The 12,712-nt window shown below is 65.7% G+C and carries 9 protein-coding genes; 5 read left to right on the top strand and 4 right to left on the bottom strand.

Annotated features, from left to right (window positions below):
- Positions 1-314: 314 nt before the first annotated feature.
- Together ACTJJK_RS22275 and ACTJJK_RS22280 are read right to left on the bottom strand one after the other, a co-directional pair.
- Positions 315-3,215, bottom strand: a complete 2,901-nt coding sequence (locus ACTJJK_RS22275; RefSeq protein ID WP_408952818.1) for a TonB-dependent receptor domain-containing protein — start codon at positions 3,213-3,215, stop codon at positions 315-317.
- A gap of 237 nt (positions 3,216-3,452) precedes the next feature.
- Positions 3,453-6,404: a TonB-dependent receptor gene (locus ACTJJK_RS22280; RefSeq protein WP_440731279.1), complete on the bottom strand. Its 2,952-nt coding sequence runs from the start codon at positions 6,402-6,404 to the stop codon at positions 3,453-3,455.
- 248 nt (positions 6,405-6,652) lie between these two features.
- Here ACTJJK_RS22280 and ACTJJK_RS22285 point away from each other — a divergent pair, with 248 nt between their 5' ends.
- Positions 6,653-6,856, top strand: coding sequence for a hypothetical protein (locus ACTJJK_RS22285; protein WP_440731280.1), 204 nt, complete (start codon positions 6,653-6,655; stop codon positions 6,854-6,856).
- Positions 6,857-6,905: 49 nt separating this feature from the next.
- On the opposite strand, the gene ACTJJK_RS22290 is transcribed toward ACTJJK_RS22285, so the two are convergent.
- Together ACTJJK_RS22290 and hslO are read right to left on the bottom strand one after the other, a co-directional pair.
- A complete protein-coding gene (locus ACTJJK_RS22290) occupies positions 6,906-7,769 on the bottom strand; it encodes an XOO1806 family protein (protein ID WP_223619851.1) in 864 nt (287 codons plus the stop codon).
- 135 nt (positions 7,770-7,904) lie between these two features.
- On the bottom strand, positions 7,905-8,822 hold the full coding sequence (gene hslO, locus ACTJJK_RS22295) for an Hsp33 family molecular chaperone HslO (RefSeq protein ID WP_223619852.1): 918 nt from the start codon (positions 8,820-8,822) through the stop codon (positions 7,905-7,907).
- Between the two features lie 207 nt (positions 8,823-9,029).
- Between hslO and mtgA the strand changes: the two genes are divergently transcribed.
- The 4 genes from mtgA (at position 9,030) to ACTJJK_RS22315 (ending at position 12,151) form a co-directional block, all read left to right on the top strand.
- The gene (gene mtgA, locus ACTJJK_RS22300) at positions 9,030-9,779 is read left to right on the top strand and encodes a monofunctional biosynthetic peptidoglycan transglycosylase (protein ID WP_036149751.1); all 750 of its coding nucleotides are present in this window, start codon (positions 9,030-9,032) and stop codon (positions 9,777-9,779) included.
- Positions 9,780-9,921: 142 nt separating this feature from the next.
- Positions 9,922-10,956, top strand: coding sequence for a glycosyltransferase family 2 protein (locus ACTJJK_RS22305; protein WP_031374000.1), 1,035 nt, complete (start codon positions 9,922-9,924; stop codon positions 10,954-10,956).
- On the top strand, positions 10,916-11,344 hold the full coding sequence (locus ACTJJK_RS22310; protein WP_031373999.1) for a CBS domain-containing protein: 429 nt from the start codon (positions 10,916-10,918) through the stop codon (positions 11,342-11,344). Before ACTJJK_RS22305 ends, ACTJJK_RS22310 begins: the two co-directional genes overlap by 41 nt.
- 177 nt (positions 11,345-11,521) lie before the next feature.
- Positions 11,522-12,151 carry a hypothetical protein gene (locus ACTJJK_RS22315; RefSeq protein WP_440731281.1) on the top strand — a complete coding sequence of 210 codons (630 nt, stop codon included), beginning with the start codon at positions 11,522-11,524 and terminating at the stop codon, positions 12,149-12,151.
- The last annotated feature ends 561 nt before the right edge of the window (positions 12,152-12,712 follow it).

Raw genomic sequence — 12,712 nt, forward strand, 5'->3', positions numbered from 1 at the left:
GTTCGCAGCTAGCGCCGGGATTTTTCGATAGGACATCCTTGTCCTATCGAAAAACGGCGCACGTCCTGTGCGCCGCCCTCTGGGTCTTCAGGTGTTCTCGCGAATTCGGTACTGCGCCAAGCTCTTTTACGGCAACGGCAACGGCAACGGCAACGGCAACGGCAACGGCAACGCGGCAACGGCCGGGGCCGGGGCCGGGGCCGGGGCCAGAGCCAGGGCAGGGCAGGGCAGGGCACATCCCGATTACTTTTCCTCCGCCCACAAAAAAAGGCGGGCCGAAGCCCGCCTCAATTCGACTCGGATGATGCTTTTTATTAGAAGCGCATCGTCAGGCCCAGGGTGTAGTAGCGACCCAGGGTGTCGTAGTACTGCGGGAACGTGTTGCCGCTGTTGAAGCCGGTGCTGCCGATGTTGCTGCCCACGACCGGCGGCTTCTTGTCGGCGACGTTGTTCACAGTGAAGTTGATGCGAGCGTTCCACGGCAGTTCATAGGCCATGGTCAGGTCGAAGTAGTCGTACGAATCGATCGAGGTGTAGTCCGGGAACCACTCGATCGGACCCGGTTCGACGTCGACTGCGCTCAGGTGACGCCAGTTGAAGCCGAGCTCGAAGTCCTTGATCGACCACACCGCGCGGAAGTTCGACTTGTAGTCGTACACGATGCCGGCGATGACGTTGCACGAGACGCCGTAGACGCCGACGCAGTCGTGCTTGCCGACCTGCGGGTCGCCCTGGTAGTCGTAGGTATCGGTCTTGGTCAGATCGAGCGCGAAGTCCAGACGGCCCCAATCGTTGCTCAGCGGGATGCCGTAGCGAACGCCCAGGTCCCAACCGTCGGTGGTGATGCGGCCCTTGTTCGAGCGGTTGAGGAACGGACCGCGCGCTTCGCCGTTGAGCGAACCGTCGACCACTTCGCGCGCGCCGATCATCAGCTGGCACATCGGGTGGGTGATGCTGAGGGTCGGGTTGAACTCGCGGTCGTAGCAACCGAACAGCGCATCGCCGAGCACCGGACGGGTGATCGCGTCCTTGATGTCGATCTTCCAGTAGTCGAGGGTGATCGACAGCTCTTCCATCGGCTGCCAGACCAGACCCAGGGTCTGGGTGTCGGCCTTTTCCGGGCCCAGGATCGGGTTGCCGCCGATGAAGGCGTTAGCCTGACCCGCGCTCGGACCGTCGACGCCGCCCTGGCTGTCGAGGATCGCCTGCGGCACGCCGGTGGCGACGCAGAGCGCTGCGACCGAACCGGTCACGCCGCCATTGAGAGCCAGCTGCGAAGCTTCGCAGGGATCGACCGCGGTGTTGTCCAGACCGGTGACGACCGGCTGGAACAGCTCGTTGATGTTCGGGGCGCGGGTCGCGCGCTGGAACATGCCGCGGAAGCGCAGCGTTTCGATCGGAGCCCATTCCAGGCCGTACTTGTAGCTGCCGTAGTCGGTGTCGGTCTGGCCCGACTTGAACTCGGTGTGGCGGTAGCCGGCTTCGAAGTTCAAGGCGTGCGCGCCGGTCTTGCCGCTGATCAGCGGCACGATCGTTTCGAAGTAGGCCTCACGCAACTTCAGGCTGCCTTCGACGTCGGGATTGGCGCCGCCCGAGCCCTGCACTTCTTCCGGATCGCGCGAAGCCGCGTCGGCGCGGTTCAGCGCCGTCATCTTGCGGCCTTCCAGGCCGAACGCCATACCGATCGGGTAATCGGCCCACGGGCTCTTGAAGTTGTCGCCCAGGTCGCCGTTGACCGAACCGGACCAGACTTCCTGTTCGACGCGCTGGGTGGCGAAGGTCAGCACTTCGAGGAACTTCTTCGAGTTCGGGCTGATCGTGCCTTCCACGCCCCACAGGTTCAGCGGGGTGCAGCCGTTGGTCGGGTCGACGCAGTTGACGCCGTCGGTCGACAACAGGGCCTGCTGGGTGCGGGCCTTGGACAGGAAGCCGGCCGACACGGTCAGCTGATCGGCTTCGCCGTGCGACCAATAGGCGTCATAACGCCAGCGGTCGTTGATCTCGCCGCGCAGGCCCAGGGTGGCCTGGAAGACCTTGTTCTGGAAGTCGGTCGAGCGGGTGCCGAGCTCGGTCGTACGACGGTTCAAGGTGGTGTTGACGGTGGTCGGGCTGCCGACGACGCAGTCGCCCGCGGCCACGCCGAACTGGGTGCAGATCTGCTGACGCGCCGGCTCCGGAATCAGCGGGTTGCCGATGCCCAGATCGAAACGGCCGCCGAACAGGCCGCCCGGGGCGATCTGCGAGAACACGTTCGAGCGCGTGTAGAGCAGCTGGGTGTAGGCCTCGGCGTGCTCGTTGATCTCGTAGCGGCCCAGTGCGGTGGCCTGCCAACGATCCAGCGCGGTCTGGTTGAAGTTGAACGGGTTGTAGTTGAACGGCGTGACGATGCGATCGAAACGGCCGGTGGCCGGATTGATCTGGCCGAGCGGACCGACGCGGGTCGGGATCGAGGTGCCCGAACCGCCGGCTTCGCCGTTGGTCGAGTCGAGGTTGAACTCGGAGAAGCCGCGCGAACCCTGCAGCAGCGGGTCGTTGTCGGTCTTGCCCAGGCTCAGCACGAAGTTGCCGCGGCCGTCGTCCAGGTTCATGCCCAGGGTGACGGTGGTGTTGCGGCGGTCGCCGTCCTGCTTGCTGGACTGGCCGTAGCTGGTGTTGACCTCGACGCCTTCGAAGTTGCGCTTGAGGACGAAGTTGACCACGCCCGAGACGGCGTCGGCGCCGTACACGGCCGATGCGCCGCCGGTGACCAGGTCGACGCTGTCGATCAGCGCGACCGGGATGACGTTGGTGTCGACCACGCCGAACAGGTTGAACGGAACGACGCGGCGGCCGTCCATCAGCACCACGGTGCGGTTGTCGCCGAGGCCGCGCAGGTTGATCGTGGCGCCGCCGTTGGCGCCGTTGTTGGTGCCGGGACCGATGGCCGGCACGGCGCCGGGCAGGACCTTGAGGAAGTCTTCGGCGGTGACCGGCTGGTTGCGGTCGATCTCTTCGCGATCGACGGTCATGACCGGGCTGTTGGTGGTCAGGCCGGGAATGGAAATGCGGCTACCGGTGACCTGGATGCGATCCAGGGTGGTGGCGTCTTCAGCGGGCGCTGCGGCGGGTGCCGCGGCGTCCTGGGCGGAGGCAAGGCCGGTGCCGGCCAGGCTGGTCGCGCCCACGCACAACGCGAATACGATCGCGTCGCGCAGTTTGGTGGTCTTCAGGGTCATCTCTCTCTCCAAGTCTGTCCTGAACGAACGGGTCCCAAGCAAAGGGGCTAGCCAAACGGCGCATACGTAAAGGCCTAAATTGGCAAAGCCGGCCCGATAGTAGACGCCTTGGCCGAGTAATTAAAGTGTTGTTAAGTGCTTTTTTGTCGCAAAAGCCCCTGCGACCAGGTTTTCGGGGCACAAAAGAAAACGGCCTCCCGAAGGAGGCCGTTCTCGTGTTGCGGCAACGCGTGGTGCTTAGAAGCGCTGCTGGTACTTCATGTACACGAAGCGACCGATGTCGAACTGGCCCTGGTAGGACACGTTCGCGCTCGGCTGGCTGTACACGGTCGGGCCGACGTGATCGAACACGTTGTTGGCGCCGAGCGCGACAGTCGCATTCCACGGGGTCGCGAAGCGGACTTCGAGGTCGTGGAAGGTGTTGGAACCGAGCTTGTTGGTCGGACGGGTCTGAGCCGGGTTGGCGGCGCGGAAGGTCGGGTTGTCGCACTCGCTCGGGAAGAGCGTGGCCGACAAGCAGGTTTCCTTCATCGACGAGTAGTAACGCGCACCCCAGGTCGCGCTGACCGGGCCCTTCTCCCAGCTCAGGCTGGCGTTGGAGCGGACACGGAACGTGCCGACGAAGCCCGGCGACGTCGCGTAGCCGACCAGCTGCTGCGGCAGGGTCGTCGGGTTGGTGTCGGTCTTGATCTCGTCCTGCGTGGTGTAGGTCGTCTGCCAGTTCAGGTTGAAATTGCCGACCTGCGTGGGCAGGCGGTAGTTCAACTCGAAGTCGTAGCCTTCGGTCTCGCGATAACCAGCGTTGATGCTGGTGAAGTTCAGGCTGTTGACATAGCCCAGGACCGGATCGCGGGTGAAGCCGGCGCAACGCGCAGCGTCGTTCTGAAGGTAGCAGTCGTTGAGCATCTGCGTCGGCGTGTCGGCGACGATGGTGTCTTCGATCTTGATCGTCCACCAGTCGAGGCTGACGTTCAGGCCTTCGACGAAGCCCGGGCTCCAGACCAGACCCAGCGTCTTCGATTCCGAGGTTTCCGGAATCAGGTTCGGGTTCGCACCGGAGAAGAACGCCACCGGCGTCTGCGCGTTGGTGCCGGTCGCCGGGACGAAGCCCTGCTGCAGCTGACGGAAGGTCGCTGCGTTGACGATATCGGCCGAGCAACGCGCGTTGCCGCGAGCGGCGCCGAAGGTCGTGTCGCAGGGATCGGTGAAGAACGAGAAGGTCTGCGAACCGCCACCGTACAGATCGTTGATGGTCGGAGCGCGGAAGCCTTCAGCCCAGGTGCCGCGGACCAGCAACGAGTCGATCGGCTTCCACTTGAAACCGAACTTGTTGTTGACCGTGTCGCCGAAGGTGTCGTAGTCCGAATAACGGCTGGCGACGCTGAAGCTCAGCTCCTTGGCGCCCGGCAGATCGGCGAGCAGCGGGATGGCGAGTTCGACGAAGAACTCATCGACCTTGTACGAACCTTGGGTCGGACCGCCGGCGAGGGTGGTCGAGTTGCCGGTCACGGCCTGCGCGTCGGGGATGAAGCGACCCTGTTCCTTGCGGTGTTCATAGCCGACCGCGAAGCCCAGGTCGCCGCCCGGCAGGGCGAACAACGAGCCGGCGAGGTTGGCGCTGTACACGCTGGTTTCGGTCTCGCCGCTCGAGTTCAAGCGCTGGAACAGGAAGTCCTGCAGTGCCTGGTTGCCGGTGAGGCCGCCGTCGCCGGTACGGCCGAACGGGATGAACGGATTCCACGGCACGCACTGGGTCAGCGGGATCGGGCTGGCGGCCGAGCCGCACTGGACGACGCCGTTGGCATTGAGGAACGACGGGCCCACCGCTTGCTTGGTGCGCTCGATGTTCAGGTTACCGTAGTTTTCCTGGGTGACCTTGTTGTTGTTGTACAGGTAGCCCACGTCCCAATCGAAGGTGCGCTCGCCGATATCGAAGTTGCCTTCGAGGCCGGCGGCGAAGCGCCAGGTGGTCGAGGTGGGCTTGTCGGTACGCGGGATTTCCCAGGTACGGCGCCAGAAGTTGACGTCCTGCGGAGTGGCGAAGCCGTGCTTGGTGCCGACCGGGTTGTAGTAGCTGTCGCGTGACATGCGGAAGCCGCCCGGGATCGGACCGGCCGAAGCGCTCTGGAACGGATAGCCGGCGACCTGACGCTCTGCATCGCGCGACGAGTACAGGATGTCGCTGCGGAAGCGCAGCTTGTCGTTGATGTCGAACACGCCGTTGACGAACAGCGAGCGGCTTTCCAACGGCGTACGCAGGTGCGTCTGCAGGTTGGTGTTGCTCTTGTCGATCGGCGAACCGTTCGGATCGGCAGCGGTGCCGCCGGTGTTCGAGTTCTGGGCGTGGTAGTTGGCGATGTTGCGGTAATCGGCGCCGGCGTTCAGCACGCGGTTGCCGCCGAGCGCGGTCGGCAGGTTGATCACGCCCCACTGGCTGACCGTGGTCCAGCCACGGGTCGGGTGCATGCCGCCCTGCGGATAAGCCGAGAATTCGCGGTCGCCCGAGAACACGGCTTCTTCCTTGCGGTATTCGACGGCGGCGGTCAGCGAACCGCGGTCACCGGTGAAACCGAGGACGAAATCGGCGCGCGTGGTTGCGCCGTCGCCCTGGCTGTACTGGCCGTAGTAGGCGTTGGCGGTGGCGCCTTCGAAGTTGGTGCGGGTGATGATGTTGACCACGCCGGCGATGGCGTCGGAGCCGTAGATCGACGAGGCGCCGTCCTTCAGCACTTCGATACGTTCGACCGCGGCGGTCGGGATCAGCGAGACGTCCTGGAGACCGCTGGTGCTGATGCCCAGGCGCTTGCCGTTGACGAGGATCAGGGTGCGGGTGGCACCGAGGTTACGCATGCTGATGAACTGGCCGCCGACGTTTTCGCCGGCCGACAGCGGCATAGCGCGGCTGATCGCCGGTGCGCCGACTGCAGAGATGTTCTGCAGGATTTCGGCGACCGACTGGAAGCCTTGCTTTTCGATATCCGCGCGGGTGATCGACAGAACCGGCTGTGCGGTTTCGAGATCGACCTGACGGATGCGCGAACCGGTGACCTCGATGCGGTCGAGGGTGGTCGCTTCCTTCTGGGCGGGGGCGCTCGCTTCCTGCGCGCCGGCGGCACCTGCGAGGGCCGTCGAACCCACTGCGAGCGCGAAGGTAATCGCGTCGCGGAGCTTGGTGGTTTTAAAAGTCATTCTCTCTCTCCGAATCGGTCTGGTGTACCCGTGTATCCCGCCGGAGGAGTCAAATCAGACGCCAAGGCCGGCAAGGTTCGCCGATCCTAACCGCGCCTTCGGAAAAATTAAAGTGTCGTTAAGCGTCTATTTGTGACGTATGCGGCGTGGGGGCTGTGAGCCAGTCTCCACCGTACTTTCGCGTACATTTTCTGGGAGCGACCATCACGTTCGGCTAATGTGCCTATTCAGCTAGCTGACGGGGTCGAGTGAAGCGGGCATGGCTAGGCGGCAGGCGCGAGGAGATATCCGCTGCGCCGTGGGTGGAGCGAAGTACGCTCGTCGTCGAAAACTCGTCCCTGGACGATCACTTCGCCGCCGCGAGCAGGCAGAACGGCTGGCGACGCCAGGCCGATGCGCAGTTCTTCGCCGCCGCGGCCGTCATGGCCGAGGTCGCTCAGGAGATGTTTTGAAGGAGGCGTGCCGCCTCGGATCGACAGAACCGGTCGGGTCGGGACCCGATCAGAGATCCTGCTCGTAGCGGACGTAGGGCACGGTGCCTTCGTCCTTCTCGCCGTTGCCCGGGGCGAACGGGTTCTTGCCGCGCGTGACGACGTTTTCAGCGCCGACGGTGAGCTGGCCGCTCCAGGGCGTGCGCCAGGTCAGGCCGACGCCGAGACCTTCCCACTGGCCGGGGCCGGGGGTGTCGACGACGCGACCGATGATATTGGCGCCGAAATTGCCGATGCCGGCACCGAGGGTGAGGCTCTTGCTGCTCCAGCGATCGGCCAGGCCGGGCATCTCGCCGGCCGGGATCAGGCGCGCACGCGCCCAGGTGCCGCCGATCGAGACCAGGGCGTCGCCGCTACCGACGTTCTTCTGGCCGTAGACGGTGAGGGTGTTCTGGTCGACGCGGCTCGTGCGGCTGTTCGGGCTCAACCAGGCCGGCATGGTGTCGCGGCCGGTACCGACGGCGACGCCGACGCGGCCGCCGGGGCGGCTGATGCTGGCGCCGGCGGAGACCTGACGGCTGTCGTTGCGAGCGTCGTCCTCGTCGAGGGAGGCGAGCAGGCAGTGATTGGCGAGGTTGCCGACCACGCCGGCCAGGCCGGTCTTGCGATCGCAGACCAGGCCGAGGCCGTCGCCGCCATCGAGGCCGAGCGCCGCATCGAAGGTGTTGTTGCCGGATTTCCAGCGTATGCCGGCCGCCTGGTTGCTGGCGGGCTCCAACTGCAACAGGTATTCGAGCTTGCCGTTGTTCTGGTTCCAGACCGGCAGATAGGTGGTGTCCGCACGCTTGCCCGGCAGTGCCTGCGCATGCGCGCCCGCAGCCACGCCGAAGGCGAGCGACAGGACAAGCGGCAATTGGCGCAGGTGCTTGAGCATGGATTCTTTAGGAGTGCGGACCGTCGTTATGACCGGGTGAAGCCGGCCAAGTTCCCCATTTCTTGCCGGCCGACTATAGCCGGTTTATGTTTATTTAACAATCGGGACGATGTCTCAAATCCGACCGATTCGCCCTCACTGTAGCCGGTCCGGAGCCTCTATTTCATGGGCTGCGGCGGCAAACAGGCCGGCAATTTGGTTGCGGTCGAAACCATAGCGCTGGCCGCAGAACTCGCAGCGGATCTCGGCCTCGCCGTCGGCCGCGGCGGCCTCGGCTTCCTCCTGGCCGAGCGAGACCAGCATGGCCTCGACCCGCTCGCGCGAGCACGAGCAGGCGAAGCCCAGCGGCTTGCCGCCGAGCAACTGGATGCCGTCCTCGTGGAACAGCCGGGTCAGCAGGGTGTCGGTCGGCAGCTCGAGCAATTCCCCGGCGCTCAGGGTGTCGAACAGGGCGCCGACCCGGACCCAGCCGTCGTCGTCGCCCTCGTCGCCGGGCAGCTTCTGCAGCATCAGGCCGGCGGCCTGCCGTTCGTCGGCGGCCAGCAGCAAACGGGTCGGCAACTGCTCGGACTGGCGGAAATAGCCCTCGAAAGCGCCGGCGAGCGAGTCGGATTCGAGCCCGACCAGGCCTTGGTAACGGACCGGTTCGCGGCCGTGCAGGCCCGGGTTCTCGATGGTGATGGCGAGCATCGCGTCCGGCCCCATGCCGCGCAGGTCGCGCGATACCGTGCCGGCGTCCTCGTCGAGCTGGGCGATGCCGCGCAGGGTGCCTGCGGCCGTGCATTCGGCGAACAGGGTGCGCAGCGCGCCGTTGCCGCGCAACTGCACCGAAAGCCGGCCGTCGACCTTGGCGTGACCGGTGAACAGCGCCGCGGCCGCGGCCGCCTCGCCGAGCAACTCGGCCGCGGCGGCCGGGTAATCCGAGCGTTCGCGGATCTGCTGCCAGGTATCGTGCAGGTGGACGCGCACGCCGCGGACGCCGGCGCCTTCGATCAGAAAGCGGGTCAGGCGGTCGCGGTCGTCGGTGTGGGCGGCGGGGCGGGCTTCGGTCATCGTCGTACTCTCGGTCGCGCGGATCGTGCGGTTATGCGAATGCGGGACGCGGCATCGCGGATAATGCGCGGGTTCCTGTGAAGGGGGGTGGTAAAGCATGCCGATGCGTTCGGAGCGAATTTCAGCCGTGCTGGCATATGGGCGCTCGCGCGGCCACCGGGCAAGAGTGGGGACGGAGGCGATGCGGTGCAAGGCTTGACCGAGCGTATGTCCGCACCTCCCGGAGGCGAGCCGGCCGTGTCGGCGCCGCGCCCGCGGCGTCTGCAGCGTTGGCTGCGCTGGCTGGTCGCGTTGCCGTTCCTGTTCGTGCTGGCCTCGGTGCTGCAGGTCGCGACCCTGCGCTTCGTCGATCCGCCGTTCTCGGCCTTCATGATGATCCGCCAGCTCGAAGCCTGGGGCTCGGGCGATTTCGGGTTTCGTCTCGCCCACGATTGGCGCGACCTCGAGGAGATGTCCTCGAACGTGCCGGTCGCGCTGGTGGCGTCGGAAGACCAGAATTTCGCCGAGCATTTCGGCTTCGACCTCAAGGCGATCGAGAAGGCGCGCAAGAACAATGCGCGCGGCCGCAAGGTCCGCGGCGGCAGCACTATCAGCCAGCAGACCGCGAAGAACCTGTTCCTGTGGAGCGGCCGCAGCTGGATCCGCAAGGGCGTGGAGGCCTGGTACACCTTGCTGATCGAGTCGATGTGGTCCAAGCACCGGATCATCGAGATGTACGCCAACTTCGCCGAGTTCGGCGACGGCGTATACGGCGCCCAGGCGGCGGCGCGCACCTATTACCGCAAGGACGCGCGCCAGCTCGGCGCGGCCGAAGCCGCGCGCATGGCCGCGGTGCTGCCGAACCCGAAGCGCTACAGCATTTCCCGGCCCGGCCCCTACGTGCAGCGCCGCGCCGGCGCGATCCAGCGGCAGATGCGTTCGATCGGCGGCAACGGCTATCTGAAGCAAATCGAGTGAGTCCGGATCGAATGCGTGCGGATTGAATGAGCAGGGTCGAGCCGGCCGCCGCCCGGCGGATCGGCCCGAGGTCGCGGCGTCTGCGCCGCCGCCGATCGGCGATCACATCGGCGCGGCCGGCGTCGCCGCTACTATGTCGGGCATGAATCGCGATCTAGTCACCGTCGTCCTGGCCGCCTTCGACGAGGCGCCCAGCCTGCCGTTGCTGCAGCCGCGCATCGCCGCGGCCCTGGATGCGCTGGCCGCGCAGGGCGTCGACGGGCGGGTGCTGTATATCGACGACGGCAGCCGCGACCGCACCTGGGAGATCCTGCAGGGCATCGCCGCGGCCGATCCGCGGGTCGCGCTGCTGCGGTTGTCGCGCAATTTCGGCAAGGAAGCGGCCTTGACCGCGGGCCTGGACCGGGTCGAGCAGGGCGCCGCCCTGATCCTCGATGCCGACGGCCAGGACCCGCCGGAACTGATCCCGCAGTTCGTCGCCAAGTGGCGCGAAGGCTACGACGACGTCTACGGCACGCGCCTGGAGCGCGAGGGCGAGGGTTGGTTCAAGCGCGCCACCGCGCATGCCTTCTATCGCGTGATCGGGCGGCTCTCGCGCACGCCGATCCCCGCCGACACCGGCGACTTCCGCCTGCTGTCGCCGCGCGCGCTCGACGCGCTGCGGCAACTGCGCGAGCGCCACCGCTTCATGAAGGGCCTGTTCGGCTGGGTCGGCTACAACCGCATCGCCTTGCCGTATCACCGCGAAGCGCGCGTGGCCGGGGCCAGCAAGTTCAACCTGTGGCGGCTATGGAACCTGGCGCTGGAAGGCATCACCAGTTTCTCGACCGCGCCGCTGCGCCTGGCGACCTACCTGGGCCTGGCGACCGCGCTGGTGGCCTTCGCGTTCGGCGCCAAGGTGGTGTTGAAGGCGCTGCTGTTCGGCGACCAGGTCCAGGGCTGGCCGACGATGATGGCGGTGATCCTGTTCCTTGGCGGCGTGCAGCTGATCGCGCTGGGCCTGATCGGCGAGTACCTGGGCCGGCTGTACGAAGAATCGAAACAGCGGCCGCTTTACCTCATCGACACCTGGCAGCCCGCGCCAGGAGTATCCTCGGACCAGACACGGTTTCCCCAGTTCGCGGAAGGAGACAGTCATGCGCACCGTAAGACAGTTGTTGGAGGCGAAAGCGCCTGAGATCCATGCGATCGGTCCCGACGCGCCGGTCATCGACGCGATCCGGCTGATGGCCGAAAAACGCATCGGCGCGGTGCTGGTGATGGACGGCGCGCGATTGGCCGGGATCCTGTCCGAGCGCGACTACGCCCGCAAGATCGTATTGCAGGGCCGGTCCTCGGCCGATACGCCGGTGCGCGCGATCATGACCGCCGAGGTCGTGGTGGTTGGGCTGGGCGACAGCGCCGACCATTGCATGCAACTGGTGACCGACCAGCGCATCCGCCACCTGCCGGTGGTCGACGGCGGCCGCGTCGTCGGCGTGGTATCGATCGGCGACCTGGTCAAGGCGGTGATCGAGGACCAGCAGGTCGAGCTGGATCAGCTGCAGCGTTACATCGCTAGTTAAGTCCGCGCCAGCCAAGAGCGGCGCCAGCTGAGGGGGCGGCAGGCGATGCCGCCGCGCCGCGATTCGCTGTCGGCGCCCGGCGGTGCACGCACGGCCGCGGCGGCGACGATCCATTCGCAGGAAACCTGCGCGCGATGGGATGATGTCCGTCCCGCGTCATTCCTGTGAAGGATCACCATGAGTCGATACCGTTTCGCCGCCATGCGCCTGCCCGTCGTTGTCCCCTTTGTCGTGGCCCTGATCGTCGCGGCTATGGCCGGATGCACCGCGTCGTCCAACCCGCCTGTCGAGGCGGACAAAGCATCTGCCAAGACGCCCGACAAGGCGGCCGCTGCGAAGCCGGCGAGCCCGCCGCAGCGCCCGGCGCAGGCGAGCGTCGCCGACGACGGCAAGCGCATCGACGTGGCGAGCGCGGTGCTCGATTTCCCGATCGAGGCGGCCGATGTGTTCGACGGCCGAGTGCTGCGGATCGATCGGGTCGCTATCCTGGGGCAGGAAGATCGCGGCGAGCGGTTCGACCTGTTGTTGCGCATCGAAGGGCCGAGCGATCCGAAGGCCGAGGGTGGGCGTTGCCGCGACGGGCGCGAGATCGTACTGCGGGAGATCTCCTTCGACGGTAACGACAACATGATCACCGGCTCGCAGGACTACCAGTCCTGCCTGAAGCGGATCCGCCCGGTCGCCGAACGCCGCTTTCCCGACGGGCGCGTCGAATACGACCTCAAGCATACCTATCCCGCCGGCGATACCTGGGACGTGTACCTGAAGTACGACCTCGCCCATCCGGGCGCCGGCGTGACGATGTAGGCGCCCAGCGAGATTCATCCCGATGTTGCGGATCCGTCCTGTGTAGGAGCGACGTGAGTCGCGACCGCGGGGCTCCCAATCGCCGTGGTCCTTTCGATGCTGTCGCTGTCGTGTCGCCGTTGCCGTTGTCTTGGCCTTGGCTGTTGCTGTGCGCCGATTCGCACTAGCGAAGGTAATGGAAGACCCGGAGGGCGGCCCGCATGGATGCGGGCCGTTTTTCATCGGGACATGGATGTCCCGTATGAAAAATCCCTGCGTCAGCATCGATCGTGCGGGCTGGTGATTCAAAACAAAAGCATTTTTCTTTGGTGACTTTCTTTTGTTGCTTTAGACAAAAGAAAGTTACCCGCCGCTTTAGTGGCGGAAGCTTTTATCGTTTGATCTTGCTTCCATTAAAGCCACAGGCAAGTGCGAAGTACCCCTGTAGGAGCGACGTAAGTCGCGACTACGCTCTGCCGGCCTCCGGCGCAACCCTTCAAGAAAGAGCAGAGCTTCCGTCCGCTACGCGGCCGGGTTACTTTCTTTTGCTAAGCCCAAAAGAAAGGTAACCAAAGAAAAGGG

This window comes from Lysobacter sp. 22409 (genome assembly GCF_052045105.1).
GTDB classification, from domain to species: Bacteria; Pseudomonadota; Gammaproteobacteria; order Xanthomonadales; family Xanthomonadaceae; genus Lysobacter; species Lysobacter antibioticus_B.